Genomic DNA, 14906 nt, shown 5'->3' on the forward strand with positions numbered 1-14906 from the left:
AAACGCGCGGCGACCGGAGCTTGTGCCTCCACCGCGAACGCGCGCGAGTCACCCTCAGCGTGCCGTGAAACCGCCGTCCACCGTCACCACGGCACCCGTGACTCCACGCGCATCGTCGGACGCGAGCCACCGCGCCGCTGCCGCGACCTCACCGGGTTCGACGAGCTTGTTGGTCGGCTGGGCCTGCACGAAGACCGACTCGTGCTCGTCGACGCCGACTCCCAGGGAGCGCGCGATCTCTGCGAGCATCCGCCCTTCGTACTCACTGCTGTCCCGCACCGATCCCGGGCACAGTGCATTCACCCGGACCCCGTTCGGCGCGTAGTCGAGGGCGACGGCCTTGGTGAGTCCGACGAGGCCGTGTTTGGCCGCGACGTACCCGGCGAAGTGGCGATACCCGACGAGCCCGGCCGTCGAGGCGACATTGACGATGCTTCCGCTTCGCTGGGTCACCATGATCCGGCCGACCGTCGCGATCGTCCGCCACGCCCCGGAGAGGTCGACGTCGAGCATCAGACGCCACTCCGATTCGGCGATGTCGTGCGCCACCTTCCCGGACGGTGCGGCGATGCCCGCATTGTTGAGCAGCACGTCGAGACGACCGAATCGTTCGTGGGCCACCTGCACCGCGGCCCTGATCTCCGTGAGCTCACGGACATCCACCGCCTGGGTCACCACCGTCGCACCGTGCTCGCGGCACAACTCGGCGGTGTAGTCGAGCTGACTCTGCGAACCGAGTGGGTACGGCACCCCGGGCAAGTTCCGGGTGATGTCGACGAGCATGAGATCAGCCCCGGCCGCTGCGAACTCGACGGCGCACGCACGGCCGATCCCCCGCGCCGCGCCGGTCACGAAGGCCGTCTTCCCGGCGAGGTCGGCGCTCACCGAGCGCCCTCGCCGAGTTGCGCGGCAAGCAGTCGTACCAGCGCGTGCGGGTGCTCGGCAAGATACATGTGCCCGCCGTCCACCTCGAGCACCGAAGTCCCGGCGGCCGTCGCCGTCGCCCACTCCGCCACCTGAGCGACACCGACGAGGTGATCGCTACGCCCGCGCAGAGCCGTGATCGGGACGTCCAGCGGCGGATGCGGTGGCGGCCGATAGTTTTCGTGCATCTCGACGTCGGCGCGGACGACGGGCAACAGCAGCTCCCGCAGTTCCGGGTTCGCCAGCGCGGGATGGGAGTACCCGGCCAGATCACCAACCTGGGCGAGGAACTCCGCATCCGCCAACGACGACGCCCGGATTTCCCGCACGGTCGCCGGTCCGGGCGATCCACTCACGAACAGGCGGGTCAACGCGACGCCCCCGTCGGCGGTCAGGCGGTGCGCCAGCTCGTAGGCCAGGACCGCACCCAAGCTGTGCCCGAACACAGCCACCCCGGCAGACTCCCGGACGACCGGCAGCACGCGCGGCGCGATGTCGTCGACGGCGGCATCGACCGTCGTGAGCAGGTCCTCACCGAAGCGTTCCTCACGGCCGGGGAGCTGCACCGGGAGGATGTCCAGCCCCCGTGGCGCATAACCCTGCCAATCGCGGAAGAAGGAGGCGCCCGCGCCCGCGTACGGCAGGCACACCAGTGTCGCAGGTACCATTGTCGCCTCCTTCCACGACGCCGAGGAAGACCGGTTACCTTCGACCCTAGGCCGCGGCTCCCTCCCGGTGTGGGGATTCGTGTGCACCCCCCCGGTGCTGCGTCGCGACTGTGGGACAATCCGAATTTCGGTAAATTATCTCTGGCGCACGAGTTCAGATGACGTTCGGCCCCAATGCCGCACTCCCCCATCATTTCGGAGCAGAGCGTTGCCCGTCGTCATGTGCGCAGCGAAGCACCTGGAGAACTGGTCGGACACTCTCCCGATCCAGCCCGGTCGGCAAATTGAATCAAACTGATTTGATACATCTGGTGTTACCCTCGTGAGGTGGTGCTGTTGCGTCAACCCGTCCCGTCATTCGTGCAGCTGGCCGCTCATCCGCTGCGGTGGCAGCTGTTGGCGGTGCTGTCCGGCAGCGACTACCGGGTCCGCGAGATGGTCACGCTGGTGGGTGAGTCGCAGAACCTGATCTCCTACCACCTGCGCCTGCTGCGCGACGGTGGGCTGGTGACGGCCACACGCAGCACCTTTGACGGCCGCGACAGCTATTACCACCTGGATCTGGATCGCTGCACCGAGATGCTGGCCGGTACCGGCACCGCACTACACCCGACACTCGGCCGGACCTCCACACCCCCGCCGTTCGACCCGAAGACACCCCTCGCCGTGCTGTTCGTGTGCAGCGGCAACAGTGCCCGCTCCGCGATCGCGGAAGCTCTGATGCGCGAGCACACCAGCGGCCGAGTCGACGCAATCAGCGCCGGCACCTGCCCCAAACCGGGCATGCATCCCAATACGGTTCGGGTGCTGCGAGAAGAGTTCGGGATCGACATCTCCGACCAGCATCCCCGCCACCTCGACACACTCGCCGACCGCCGGTTCCAAGCGGTAGTCACCCTGTGCGACAAGGCCCGCGAAGTCTGCCCGGAGTTCGGCGACGACACGCACTGGATCCACTGGAGCATCCCCGACCCGACCCAATGCGGCGCCGGCGAGGACACCTACCCGACCTTCCAGGCCACCGCAGCCGAGATCGACACCCGCATCCGGTACCTGCTTCCGACCCTCACCACCGAACCGTGAAAAGGAGTGCCCGATGACCCCACCCGACGAATACGCCAGCGTCCGCTACCTCGTCGACGACGTGCCCGCAGCCATCGACTTCTACACCAGCCACCTCGGCTTCACCCTGCACACCAACCCCGCCCCCGCCTTCGCCGACGTGATCCGCGGCCCCTTGCGACTACTGCTGTCCGGCCCAGCCAGTTCGGGTGCGCGCGCCACCCCCACCGACGTGACCGGGCCGGGCGGCAACCGTATCCACCTCGTCGTCAGCGACCTCGACGCCGAGATCACCCGACTGCGCGCTGCCGGTGTCGCCTTCCGTAGTGATGTGTTCAGCGGGCCGGGTGGTCGCCAGATCCTGCTCGCCGACCCCGCCGGCAATCTGATCGAACTGTTCCAGCCCACCGCCCATCGGTAGGCCTCCACACCATCGTCAACCGAATCGTCACGCACAACCGCTTCCAGAGGACAGCGCGTCACACGACCTGACATCCTTGCCCGACTCGGCGTCGATGCCTCTGCGGCGGGTCACCACGGCCGAGATCAGGCCGGATGCGACCACAACCTGCCCCAACATCAACGACGCCGGCAGTATCAACAACTCCCACCCCGTCGAACCATAGGCCTCGGTCCCGAGCGGCACGGTGCACAGAGTGCCGGCGGATCTACGAAAGGCGTTGGCCGACGACGGCCCGGCGCTGGCCGCGTGGAATGACATCACACCACTGGCACGCAATGAGTGGATCTGCTGGGTCGAGGATGCCAAGCTCGATGAAGCCAGAGCGCGTCGCATCAGAAGGACGCACACCGAACTGGCTGAAGGCAAGCGGCGCCCGTGCTGCTGGCCTGGATGCAGCCACCGGGAAAAGACCGGTAGGTAGAACCGTGATCGACCGTTTCCCGTGGTCGATCCCGTTGATCTGTCGCGGTGGAACGCCGATGCGTGTGGCGAGGCGGCTCTGTGTGACGCCGAGTGGCAATCTCCAGAACCACTATCGACTCGCCATCGCCGACATCACCCCGCTGACAGCATGACAAACGCTCGCACTGAATCCACGGCTCGCCGAAGTGGGAATGCCCTGCCCTCGGCGGTGTCTGCGGTTTGGCTGACAGGGCGAGCCGGGTCGGATACAACTGAGAGGGCATCGACAGTGACGCGGGCAGATCACCCTCGCGATGGGACCGGCAGACACCACATGCCCGGTGGCCGATGCGTTCAGCGAAGGAGCAAACGTTCGTGCTCGAGAACGAAATCCACCCAGTGGTCCGCATCCCGTCCCCGCCCGCCGATCCGCCGCCGATCCGACAAGCGACTCGCCCGGACCGGTCACCGACCGTTGCGACTGGCCAGTGCGGGGCCGTGCGGCGACCCCTGGCCGACGCCGATCCGGATCGACAACCAGTGGACACGGACCCGAGCACATCCTCGTCGATACCCGACGATCCGATCATCTGGCCCGACCCCAGCCCGCTCGCCGACTGGTGGGACCAGGTACTCGGCCGGCCCTCGACCACCTGAGAGCCCGCGGACCTACTCGAAGGTGTGGAATCCCGGCCGCCAAGTGTCGTCGTCTCTGCGGAAAGCACGGTCATCGCGGGTGCGGTGTGCTCTGCTGAGACCACACGGAAGCGGGGAGGTGCGGTGTGCGAGCTGGGGTCGGTGGACTGGTGCCGATGGGCCCGACCGAGGCGATGTTCGTGCTCTTCGAATCCCCATCGCACCCGATGCACGTGGCTACCCTGACCCTGTTCGATCCCCCACGCGGCACCGCACCCGGTGCCCACGCCGCCGAGATGGTCGAGCGCTTGCGCGCCCACGCCGAGGTGGCGGAATTGTTCCGCAAACGTCCCTCCCGTCCGCTGCACGGGTATCCGTGGTGGCGGCTCGAGAAGCACATCGATCTCGGATATCACGTGCGGCACACTGCCGTTCCCGGTGAGGGCACGATGGCCGAGCTGCTGTCGCTCGTCTCGCAGATGCATTCGATGCCGCTCGATCCCCAACACCCGATGTGGGAGATGCACGTCATCGAGGGCCTGACAGACGGGCGCACCGCGGTGTATACGAAGTTCCACCTGTCGCTGACCGACGGAGCCTCCGGGATGCGGCTGCTGCACCGCGCACTCACAGTCGAACCGGACCTCCAGAACTGCCCGGCGCCGTGGAGCCCGTCGGTCGCGGCCCCCACTCGCCATCCCTCCCGCGACCCCCGCGGGGTGCTGCGGTCCGGCCTGGTCACCACGCGGGAGCTGACGGCAACCGTCCCCACTCTGATCTGCGCCGGCTACCACGGCCTGACCGAAGAACACCTGACGTTGCCACTGCAGTCCCCGCCGACGATCTTCAACGCCCCGACCGGCCGCGCCCGCAAGGTCGCCGCCCGATCCTGGCCTCTGAACCAACTGCGCCGCCTCGCCGCCTGCACCGGTGCCCCATTGGATGTGGTCGTGTTGACGATGTGCGCGGGAGCCCTCCGCGCATATCTGCTCGAGCAGTACGCCCTCCCCGAGGCGCCGTTGACCGCGATGCTCCCCGTCCCGCTCGACCTCGGTGAGTCGCCCAGCATCGGGCCTGGCGGCAACCGAGGGATCGGCGCAATGGTGGTGTCCCTGGCCACCGACGAAGACGACCCACTCACCCGCCTGGCGCGGATCGCCGACTCCGTGGCCCATACCAGTGGCATTGTCGCCGCCCTGAGCCGAACCCAATTCCAACTGGTCAGTGCCCTGATGTTGAGTCCGATCATGCTCGACCCGGTCCGCCGGGTCCTCGACGACATCCCGCCGCCGTTCAACGTGATGATCTCCTACACCCCGGGACCGACCCGCCCGCGGTACTGGAACGGTGCCCATCTCGACGCCGTCTACCCGATCCCGACCCTCGCGCGCGGCCAGGCGTTGAGCATCACCCTCACCAGCCGGTCCGGGCAACTGCACGTCACGGTCGTCGGCGACCGCACCGCGGTCCCTCACCTGCATCGGATCATCGGTCACCTCGACACCGCCCTGACCGACCTCGACATCGCGGCCCGCACCGCCTCCCCCTGACACCAGGATCGTTCGCGGGGGCACGAATTCGTTTCAGGCTCAATCGCGACCTCATGTCAGGGGTCGGAACCGCACAGCTGCGGCGGATCCTCGCCGCCGACATCGGCCACCCCATTGCCTCCGACGGACAGGGGGAGCAGTGTGAAACACGGGGAAATGACCGGCGACGCCGCGTCGGCGCCGCCCAGACGAGAAGGGTGCCGATCGTGTTCGCACGCTCAACCACAATTCAAGCGCATCCGTCGTACATCGACGCCGGGATCAAGCACGTACGTGACACCGTGATGCCGGCGCTGGCGGACACCGAGGGCTGCCTCGGAATGTCCCTGCTGGTCGATCGCGACTCGGGCCGGTGCATCGCGACCAGTTCGTGGCGGGACGAGGAATCGCTACGCGCCAGCGAGGGACCGGTGCTGAAACTGCGTGACGACGCAGCCAAGGTCTTCCACGGCACCACGGAAGTGTCGCGGTGGGACATCGCTGTCATGCATCGCGACCACCATTCGGATCGCGGAGCCTGTTGCCGGGTCACGTGGATCAAGACCGAGCCGGCCCACATGGACCGCGCCGTCGACGTGTGGAAGATGGCCGCACTACCCAAGATGGAAGAACTCGACGGCTTCTGCAGCGCCAGCCTGATGCTCGACCACGCCGCGGGTCGCGGGGTGTCGTCGCTGACATTCGACAGCGCCGAGGCGATGGAACGCAATAGGGACCGCATCGACCGCATCCGGGACGAAGGAGTTCGCGAGGCGAACTCCGAGGTGCTCGATACTTGCGAGTTCGAGCTGGCCATCGCGCATCTGCACGTCCCCGAAATGGCGTGAAACTGTCGAACTGCCGAACTGTCGAGAAGGACAACCCCATCCTGTTCTTGCGGCTGCCGCACCGGTGGCCGTCATTCGAGACGGACACCGACGACGAGAAGCTTCAGGGCACAGGACGGGGCACGCGCGCCCTTACTGCCCGGTCGGTCCAGCGGATCGGCGACGGCTCGTACCGCCGCCGGTCCCCGACTGGGCACACAGCTAGAAGTCGACCCCGTGGCCCTCGAGCCACCGCGCGGGGGTGAACCACGGTGTATCGAGGTGGTACTCCTTGTCGAGGGCGTCCAAGATCGCATGCGCGTCAGCCCCGCGGTAGCTCTCGTACATTCGAACATGAAGTCCTGAACGCTTTTTCACTGCATCGAACAAAATGCCGTGACGGAACAGAACCGTCGAGGAAGGGCGCACCACGATGTTCCCGCCGCGGTGGGCCGCACCTCCGTCCACAACCTCCAGACACAACACCATGCGGGGATCTGTCGAGAGCACGACAAGCAGCAAGTCCATATCGTGAGGTTGCGTCACCCCGTGCCATGGCCTTTTCCCCTCCGTACCTCCGACTGCAACACAGTCGAGCGCCCGACGCCAGGGCCGACCTTCGACGATGTGCAACCGGCCACCGGACCTCAGCGGCGGAAGCGGACAATCCCCCGCCGACCCGGATGCGGAGGCATGCGTAGTTCCGTGTTCGGTCGTCATACTCCCGGCGTGCCCGTCGCCATCCGTCCCGAAACATCGGACTGCCCCCGCACACGCCGGATCCGCGAACGCCTCCACCGAGTCTCCCGTCCACCGCCCTCATCGCGTGCCTGCGGAGGGTCGGCGTAACAGGGAGGTTCTGCGCTCGATAGATCGAGTATGGACAGACGACGCCCGAATCCCGACACCACGCTGGGTTACCTCGAGCAGCTCCCCGTCCTCGTGCTTCTGGACAGGCTGCCGGTGCCGGTCCTGGCTGTGGCTCAGGACGGTCTCGTCATCTACATGAATCGGGCTTTCGAACACATGCTGGGGTATCCGCAGGGCGCGCTCCGCGAGTGTGTGATCGGAGACCTGGTCCACACGGTGTCTCCGCCTCGATCGGCCGTGACGGAACTGCACGAGTCGGCCGGCAAGATCGTCGCGCTCACGCATCGGGACGGTTCCACCGTGCGCGCCGCACTCAGTCGGTCAACGCTCGAGCGACACGACGACCCGGTCATGCTCGTCTGCTTCCAGGATGTGACCGAACAACTGTGGGGCGGCGGCAGCGCCCCGCACTTCGAGTGATGTGCCAGCGCCACGCTGTCGGCCGGCCCTCGAAGTCTTTACCCGAGATGTCTCACTGGCATTCGTACGGGCGTGGTGCGCATGACGTGGCGGGCGCGGATATTTCGCAATGCCACCATTCGTCGGCGCGATCGCGGTGAAGGGTACGTGCGGTGGTTGCCGTGCGGATGAAGTTGCCGATCTGCCGGATCGCATGGTCCGCCTCGGGAATGAGGTCGGCGGCCGCCTGAAATACATGGACCTGGCGGTCCCACACCTCGAGGGTGACCGGCACCCCGGCGGCCGCGAGGCGCTCGGCCATCAGCTCCGCATCCGGGTAGAGCATCTCGGTGGACCCGACCTGGATCAACACCGGCGGCAGGCCGGCCAGGATGCAGTCAACCGGCGAGATGCGCGGTTTACCGGTAGTGCGGCGGCGAGCGCCCTGATCGGGCAAGCCGGCGAACGTGATGAGGACCGAACGCGGAAAGACCGGACACCGGTCGGCGCCCGGGTGTGCAAGCTTCCCCGCGGGATCCATGTCCGTCAGCGGTGACAGCGCGACCAGGCCCGCCGGACACGGCAGGTCCAAGTCGGCAAGCGTCAACGCCGTCATGAAGGTCAGGTAGCCGCCGGCGGAATCACCGGCAATCACGATCTTCTCCGCGTCGAACCCCTGCCCGAGCAGCCAGCGGTATCCGTCGACCCCGTCGGCAATAGCATCACGGATCGGATGTCTGGGCATCATCCGGTAGCCGACACTGAGCACCGCTGCCCCGGCGGACGCGGAGATCCGTGAAACCAGCCGGCGGTGGGTATTCAACCCGCAGGTCAGGAAGCCGCCACCATGCAGGTACAACACCACTGTCGCTGTTCCCGTGTTGCCGGCGTCGATCAATTCGGCGTCGCAGTTCTCGAGGCGCACTGATTGGCGGCCGACCCCACGGAGGGGCGGGACGATTCGGGCGGCGGGGTCTATCAGTCCGGCCGGCCACAGGGGACTCGGACACTGGGCCCACACCGCGAGCAGCGGTTTGACCGTCATCCGCAGTGCGTGCGCCAAAACCTGTGAGCGGAGGCTGGCCCCGGGGAAGAAGTCAGGCTTCGGGCCCGAGAGCGCGGGAGTCCGGGCCGCCACGCCTTCGACTACTGCGTCGAACGTCGCCGGGACCTCGTCCCCGCACTCCTGCACCGACGCGAAATGCGCTAGGACGGAATGAAACAACGCATCACCATACATGGGCGGGCCCACCGTCTACTGTGTCAGGCGCGTGCAAGCCGCAACGCTCCCCCGGGCATCAGGAAATCCGTGCCGTGACGCGCCGACCTGGTGCCAGGCCCGTCGCGACCACTGTGCGTCGGGGATGCAATGCCTCGATCCCGTGGACCTGACACTGAAACAAACTGCTTGTCTGTATCTTCGCGATGTTACATACCGTAAGATTGTTTGTAAAGCAATCGTGAAGCCACACAGGACCGTGGAGTCATCAGATGTCAGCGATCAGGCAGAGTGCAGCTGGGCCAAAGATCTGCCATTGGGCTACAGGCAGATCCGGGATCGAGAGGTATCGGATGAATCCCAGGATGACACCGCCATCAGAACAGGACCGCCGCGCGTTCCGCCGGAATCAGCACCTCCGCGGCCCGGGCCGCGATGCCCTTGTGCCGGTATTGCTCATGATGCAAGGGGACGCAGGTCGCATCGAGGGGCGGGCCGATGGAGTCTGAGAGAATGACACAACAGTCCCGCGCCGAGGCGACACGCCGCGCGACCATCGAGGCGGCCGCGGAGGTGTTCGCGGCGAACGGATACGCGAACACCAACCTCGCCGACATCATCAGCCACCCGGGAATCTCCAAAGGCGCAGTCTACTTCCACTTCGCCTCCAAGGAGACGCTCGCGCGGGCGACGATCGACGAACAACACGCGATGTCGATGGCGGCGTGCCGGAACCTGTTGGACACCGCTCTTCCGCCACTCGAATCGCTGATCAGCATGTCGCTCCTTTGGGTCGACCAACTGCTGACGAGTCCCCTGATACGGGCCGGAGTGAGACTCACTGGCGAGATAGGTGATGCGCGCGGGACGGTAGCCGATCCCCATCGGGAGTGGGTGGAGCTGGTGGCGACGATCGCCGATCGAGCGATCGATGACGGAGACCTCCTCCCGGACACCGATTCCGAAGATTTCGCCAACTTCCTCGTCGCCGCGTTCGATGGCGTCCGAATGTGGTCCACCCACGGGAACACAACTCGAGATCTCCCGATCCGTACCGAGCGACTGTGGACATTCGTCCTACCCGGGATCGTCGACGCCCCCCACGTCGAATACTTTCGCGAATATGTCCACCGCAGGTGGCTCCACGCATCACTCGACACCGAGTGAGACATCGAGAACGATCGACACCGCAGCCGACCTGACCACCCCCGCGACCCGTCCGCGTGATCGGCCACCCTTGGGAACTTCTCTGCTCTGTGAGCCCAACGGTCGAGAGGACGTCGTAGATCGCCGACCACCACCGATTCGGGTGCGACTGTGACAGTTGTTATATTCCAGTAACTTTGGTTGATCGCACTTCATCCGCCTTCCACTCCCGTACCGCGTTCCGCTCCGGCGACCCGCCGTACGCTCCACCCTGCCCAAAACCACCATCAACGCCACTTTTCTCGCACCACCGAGAGGTGGACCGATGGTCAGTGATCGACGGACGTCATGCACGTCATGTCGGCGGACCCGCGTCCTGCTGACGGCGTTGATGAAACCGCTCGCGCTGCTCATCGAGCAAGATCACACCACGACACTGGACGCGGTGATGTTCACAGGCAATCAGCAGTCGTACCGACGTGGTCCGCCGTTCCAGCTCGGCCGCGCGCCTGGCCGCGTTCTCATCGTCGAGCAGGTACGCCGCGGCACGGTCGCAGTCGATCAGGATCTGCTCGTAGGCGAGCCGGACCGGCTCCCGTTGGTCGAGGCGAGACACCGCCACGTCTTCGATCAGTTGCAGCGGAAGCCGCGCAAGGCGGTAGTTCACGCGTAGAAGGGCCAAGGACAGGGAGCCGAGTGTCACACGCGGAATCGTAAGCTCGGCGAAAGCACTTGCGGATAGGGTCTTTAGTCCCGTTGTTGATATCCGCGTCACAGCACCCCGTCAACGCCGAGAAACTCCCGCTCGCGGTCGATGTCGGTTACCGCGAGTCACACCGGACGGTTTCGGGACTTTCCCGAACATGGACGGTTGCCTAGTGGCGCTCCCGACAGGAATGCGGTACAAACGAGCCCTGCAACTCAATTGTGACCCAAATCACTCATAATCGTTACCGGAGGAGACAGACAAACCTCGCAAGCGGCCCCGCCGATCCGACCCGACATCGCCTGCACCTACCCCTTGCGAAAGGAGCATGGAATGCATCCCTCGCTACCCACGAACCAGTGGATACCCGGCGGTACAGAACGCCTCACACAGCCAGTCATCGGTGCCGGTGCCTCATTATCCGTAGCCATGCCCGCGTGGATGGTCACCAACTCACTGTGGGCCACCGCGGCGATCGTCGCCGCGACATTCGCCGGCCTCATCGCGGCAGCTGTGATGCTCCGACCTTCTCCATGACCCACGCCCCGAAGACGCCGCCCGCGCGGCGTCCCATTCCACGTCGACGGATGACGGCGACCGGAAACAGGCCGACGTCGACCGCATCCCGCCGATATCCCAGGAATCGTAAAGGCCCGGTACAAATATGCCTTGGACTGTTGTGGTCATCGCCGTGACGTTGATCGTGGTGGTCGCCTCTCTCAGCGCAGCGCTCGCCGCGGATGCGATGTCGCACCGTCACGGATATGAACCCGAACCGTCGAGTGTCGGTGGACGAGGCTCTGCCCCCGGGCCGACCACCCAGCTCCGCCATCCCCGCTGGCGCCGGACCGCTGTGCGGGCCTGGACAATCTGTGGTGCCGCCTCGGCGATTGCGATTGCACTCGTCGGATTGCTGATGTCAGCTGGTTGAAGGCAGGTCCGCCGTCCGCGCCACCACTGCCTGCCACCTGTCGGAGAGCCCGACTTCGAATGCGAAGACGTATCTGATCTGCGCGGCTGCAATCCTTTTCATCCGACCTCTACGACGGAGGCGCCGGCCAGGGATGGTTGGGGCTGATGATCTTCACGATCTCAGCGAAGAAGTTCCACACGCCCAGCGGGTCGACGTTCGTATTGACCAGCATTACCACCGTCTTGCCCTCGGGCGGAAGGTAATAGGCGTAGGTCTGGTAGCCCGCGATATTTCCGTTGTGGCCGATCCAGCCGTTCTGGTACTCGACCCCCAGTCCGTACATCGAACCCGTACCTTCCGACGGTGCCGGCTGAAACTGCTCCCGCTCGCGCTGAGTTGCCGGCGAGAGCAACGTTCCGGTGGCCAAGTCGCGCACCCACATACGCAGGTCGTCGAGGGTGGAAATCATGTTTCCCGCACCGAATCCCCAGGACGGGTTCCAGTCGGTCGCGTCCACCGTTTCGCCGTCAGGTGTTTTCGTGTATCCGTGAGCGTGCGGTGACGGAAAGGCCGCATCGGTCGGGACCGATGTGTGGCCGAGATTCTCGGGTCGCGCGATGTACTCGTCGATATACGCGTTCAGCGGCTGGCCGGAGACCTTCTCGACCAGGAGACCCAGGAGCGCGGTATTGGTGTTGGAGTAGTCGAACTCGGTGCCTGGTGCGAACAGCGGTGGACGGCTGAAACTGATCTCGAGCAGTTCCTGAGGCGTCCATTGGCGCTGCGGCTGACTCGGGAGCGCCGGGATCACCACGTCCGAGTAGTCGGGAAGCCCACTGCGCATGGCCGCCAACTGGCGGATGGTGATCGTGTCTCCGTTGGGGACGTCGGGCACATATCTGTCGATCGGATCGTCGAGGCCGACCTTTCCCTGATCGACTAGCTGCAGCACGGCGGTGGTGGTGAAGGTCTTGGTCACGCTGCCGATGCGCATGAACAGGTCGGGCGCCATGGGGTCGCCGGTGGCCGTTTCGCGCACCCCGAACGCCTGGACGTAGGGCTCGGCGCCGTCCTGCCAGACACCGACGATGGCCCCGGGAATCGAGGCGTGCTCCATCGCCCCCGGAATCGTCTCGGTGAGCTGTGCACCAGGTCCGGCTGGTTGAACTGCCGACTCACCGCATCCCGCCAGTCCTGTCATCGAGAGCGCCAAGATGGCGACGATCTGCCGCCCCGAGAATGTTCGTGCCACCCCTCTCCCCAATCCGTGCGTTCGGTATCGATCTCTTGAAGCTTGCCTCATCGGCTCCGCCTTGGATCGGTTTCGGGAGTCCGATTTGAGGCAAACGCCCCATGCGGCCACGGAACCGGCGGGCCGATGATCAGGGCATGACAAAGCGAGTTCAGGAATCACTGAGATCACCCGACACGACCGCATCGACATTGGAACCACCGACCGTGGGGCGGGTCGATGCAGTCGACGTGAGCCGGCAGGTCGGGGCGCGGCGGATCCTCCAGGAGCTGTCGCTGTCGGTCGAACCCGGCGAGTTGGTCGCCATTGCCGGCGGCAGTGGAGCAGGAAAGAGCACGTTGCTGGAAATCCTCGCGGGACTGCAACCACCGTCCGCCGGGCAGGTTCGACACGACGGCGTCGTTCGCGGTGCCCGAGTCAGCGCCGATTCCCGTATCGGCTACGTGCCCCAGGACGACATCATCCACCTCGAAATGCCCCTGCGCCGCACGCTGCGGTATGCGGCGCGGCTCCGGCTCCCCGCGGGCACATCGGCGGCCGAAGCGGACCGGATAGTCGAGGAGACCATGCAGGACCTCGACCTGGCCGATCGGGCCGAGGTGCCGGTCCGTGCGCTGTCCGGCGGCCAGCGCAAGCGGGCCAGTATCGCCGTGGAGCTACTGACCCGGCCACACCTCTTCTTCCTCGACGAACCCACCTCCGGGCTCGACCCGTCCACCGCAGCCGACGTGATGCGCCTGCTGCGCCGACTCAGCCGGCGCGGGGTCACGGTCGTCCTCACGACGCATGAACCGGCCGGCATCGACCGGTGCGACCGGGTTGTGTTCCTGGCTCGCGACGGCCACCTGGCCTTCACCGGCAGCCCGACCGAGGCTCGGCGCTACTTCGGTGTGGAGGATCTCGCCGAGGTGTACGACCGGCTGGCTCGTGAGCACACCCCTCAGATCTGGGCCGAGCGATTCGCGGACAGTGCTGGAACGTCGGAAGCCCCGCCCGGATCGGCGCTACCGTCTGTCCCGCCCATCGCGGCCACCCGATCAGACCTCAACCGCACAGGCATGATGCGGCAATGGTGGCTACTCACACGACGCAATGTTGATGTCCTCCTTCGCAACCGGTTGACCCTGGCCGTCCTGCTCGGCTCTCCGGTGCTGGTCACGGCGATGATGGCGACGCTGTTCCAGCGCGGCGCGTTCGACCCGCGTAGCGCAGCCGACCTCGGCCCGGCCCAGATCGTGTTCTGGATAGCATTCGCAGGCTTCTTCTTCGGCCTCACGTACGGCCTGCTCCAGATCGTCGGGGAGATGGCCGTCTTCCGGCAGGAACGACTGGCCGGGCTCAGCGTGGGCGCCTACGTGGCATCCAAGGTGACAGCGCTGCTTCCGGTGCTGGCTGGAGTGAGCGCGCTGCTGCTCGGTGTTCTGCGGGCGCTCGGTCGGCTCCCCGCCGTCGGATGGGACGTGTCCGCCTTCCTGTTCGTGACGATTGTGATCGAGGCGACCTCGGCGCTGGCCCTCGGCTTGCTCGCCTCGGCCGCGGTGTCCAACGCCGCGCAGGCCGCCCTCGCCCTGCCGATGCTCTGCTTTCCTCAGGTTTTGTTCGGTGGCGCCATCGTCCCCGTCGACGAGATGGCCGTCCCGGGCCGCCTGATGAGCCTCGGCCTATCCAACCGCCACGCATTCGAAGCATTGGGTCGCGACCTGGATCTCGACCGGTACAGCGCCACGCTTCCGGCGATGTCCGCATACGGCGACACCTTCCACGGAGGCACCGGCGCCAGCCTCATCGCGCTCGCCTCGTTTGCCGTCGCCCTCACGCTCGCCACGGTGTGGGTCCTGGACCGGCGGTCCCGGCCCGGCGCATCCCGGCGATGACGACCCCGCACGGCCG

Annotated in this window: 15 protein-coding genes; 9 read left to right on the forward strand and 6 right to left on the reverse strand. The window is 66.1% G+C overall.

From position 1 onward, the window contains the following. Positions 1–54: 54 nt before the first annotated feature. Complete coding sequence (locus GO592_RS15180; RefSeq protein ID WP_005260922.1) at positions 55–885, reverse strand: SDR family oxidoreductase; 831 nt, start codon at positions 883–885, stop codon at positions 55–57. Next, positions 882–1592 (reverse strand): thioesterase II family protein, encoded by a 711-nt coding sequence (locus GO592_RS15185; RefSeq protein ID WP_007298722.1) that lies wholly within the window; start codon positions 1590–1592, stop codon positions 882–884. The genes GO592_RS15180 and GO592_RS15185 overlap by 4 nt, the downstream gene beginning before the upstream one ends. 327 nt (positions 1593–1919) lie before the next feature. On the opposite strand from GO592_RS15185, the gene GO592_RS15190 reads away from it, so the two are divergent. From GO592_RS15190 to GO592_RS15210, 6 genes are all read left to right on the forward strand, one after another. Then, a complete protein-coding gene (locus tag GO592_RS15190) occupies positions 1920–2675 on the forward strand; it encodes an arsenate reductase/protein-tyrosine-phosphatase family protein (protein WP_007298721.1) in 756 nt (251 codons plus the stop codon). A gap of 13 nt (positions 2676–2688) precedes the next feature. Beyond that, positions 2689–3075 carry a VOC family protein gene (locus GO592_RS15195; RefSeq protein ID WP_007298720.1) on the forward strand — a complete coding sequence of 129 codons (387 nt, stop codon included), beginning with the start codon at positions 2689–2691 and terminating at the stop codon, positions 3073–3075. A 226-nt stretch (positions 3076–3301) separates the two neighbouring features. Beyond that, entirely contained in the window at positions 3302–3538 is a 237-nt protein-coding gene (locus GO592_RS15200) for a YdeI/OmpD-associated family protein (RefSeq protein ID WP_007298718.1), read from the forward strand. A 329-nt stretch (positions 3539–3867) separates the two neighbouring features. Next, the gene (locus GO592_RS46545) at positions 3868–4176 is read left to right on the forward strand and encodes a hypothetical protein (protein ID WP_005562484.1); all 309 of its coding nucleotides are present in this window, start codon (positions 3868–3870) and stop codon (positions 4174–4176) included. Positions 4177–4331: 155 nt separating this feature from the next. Next, a complete protein-coding gene (locus GO592_RS15205) occupies positions 4332–5705 on the forward strand; it encodes a wax ester/triacylglycerol synthase family O-acyltransferase (protein WP_007298716.1) in 1374 nt (457 codons plus the stop codon). 197 nt (positions 5706–5902) lie between these two features. Beyond that, the gene (locus tag GO592_RS15210; protein ID WP_007298715.1) at positions 5903–6532 is read left to right on the forward strand and encodes an antibiotic biosynthesis monooxygenase; all 630 of its coding nucleotides are present in this window, start codon (positions 5903–5905) and stop codon (positions 6530–6532) included. Positions 6533–6733: 201 nt separating this feature from the next. Here the strand turns inward: GO592_RS15210 and GO592_RS45860 are convergent, their stop codons facing one another. Further along, the gene (locus tag GO592_RS45860) at positions 6734–6859 is read right to left on the reverse strand and encodes a hypothetical protein (RefSeq protein WP_257237409.1); all 126 of its coding nucleotides are present in this window, start codon (positions 6857–6859) and stop codon (positions 6734–6736) included. 531 nt (positions 6860–7390) lie between these two features. Between GO592_RS45860 and GO592_RS15220 the strand changes: the two genes are divergently transcribed. Next, positions 7391–7801 (forward strand): PAS domain-containing protein, encoded by a 411-nt coding sequence (locus tag GO592_RS15220; RefSeq protein ID WP_007298713.1) that lies wholly within the window; start codon positions 7391–7393, stop codon positions 7799–7801. Between the two features lie 52 nt (positions 7802–7853). Here GO592_RS15220 and GO592_RS15225 read toward each other — a convergent pair whose 3' ends face one another. After that, complete coding sequence (locus GO592_RS15225; protein WP_237737230.1) at positions 7854–8678, reverse strand: alpha/beta hydrolase; 825 nt, start codon at positions 8676–8678, stop codon at positions 7854–7856. An 834-nt stretch (positions 8679–9512) separates the two neighbouring features. Between GO592_RS15225 and GO592_RS15230 the strand changes: the two genes are divergently transcribed. Continuing rightward, positions 9513–10166, forward strand: coding sequence for a ScbR family autoregulator-binding transcription factor (locus GO592_RS15230; RefSeq protein WP_039951945.1), 654 nt, complete (start codon positions 9513–9515; stop codon positions 10164–10166). A 334-nt stretch (positions 10167–10500) separates the two neighbouring features. On the opposite strand, the gene GO592_RS15235 is transcribed toward GO592_RS15230, so the two are convergent. Both GO592_RS15235 and GO592_RS15240 read right to left on the reverse strand, forming a co-directional pair. Continuing rightward, positions 10501–10848 (reverse strand): hypothetical protein, encoded by a 348-nt coding sequence (locus GO592_RS15235; protein WP_007298709.1) that lies wholly within the window; start codon positions 10846–10848, stop codon positions 10501–10503. 1043 nt (positions 10849–11891) lie between these two features. Continuing rightward, a complete protein-coding gene (locus tag GO592_RS15240) occupies positions 11892–13016 on the reverse strand; it encodes a serine hydrolase domain-containing protein (protein WP_172650587.1) in 1125 nt (374 codons plus the stop codon). Between the two features lie 137 nt (positions 13017–13153). On the opposite strand from GO592_RS15240, the gene GO592_RS15245 reads away from it, so the two are divergent. Then, entirely contained in the window at positions 13154–14890 is a 1737-nt protein-coding gene (locus GO592_RS15245) for an ABC transporter ATP-binding protein/permease (RefSeq protein WP_420228109.1), read from the forward strand. The last annotated feature ends 16 nt before the right edge of the window (positions 14891–14906 follow it).

The organism is Rhodococcus sp. 21391, from assembly GCF_016772255.1.
GTDB classification, from domain to species: domain Bacteria; phylum Actinomycetota; class Actinomycetes; order Mycobacteriales; family Mycobacteriaceae; genus Rhodococcus_F; species Rhodococcus_F opacus.

Coding starts and splice junctions, on each gene's coding strand:
- GO592_RS46545 (WP_005562484.1), top strand. CDS start 3,868: ATGCGTTCAGCGAAGGAGCAAACGTTCGTGCTCGAGAACGAAATCCAC.
- GO592_RS15245 (WP_420228109.1), top strand. CDS start 13,154: ATGACAAAGCGAGTTCAGGAATCACTGAGATCACCCGACACGACCGCA.
- GO592_RS15220 (WP_007298713.1), top strand. CDS start 7,391: ATGGACAGACGACGCCCGAATCCCGACACCACGCTGGGTTACCTCGAG.
- GO592_RS15205 (WP_007298716.1), top strand. CDS start 4,332: ATGGGCCCGACCGAGGCGATGTTCGTGCTCTTCGAATCCCCATCGCAC.
- GO592_RS45860 (WP_257237409.1), bottom strand. CDS start 6,859: ATGTACGAGAGCTACCGCGGGGCTGACGCGCATGCGATCTTGGACGCC.
- GO592_RS15185 (WP_007298722.1), bottom strand. CDS start 1,592: ATGGTACCTGCGACACTGGTGTGCCTGCCGTACGCGGGCGCGGGCGCC.
- GO592_RS15195 (WP_007298720.1), top strand. CDS start 2,689: ATGACCCCACCCGACGAATACGCCAGCGTCCGCTACCTCGTCGACGAC.
- GO592_RS15230 (WP_039951945.1), top strand. CDS start 9,513: ATGACACAACAGTCCCGCGCCGAGGCGACACGCCGCGCGACCATCGAG.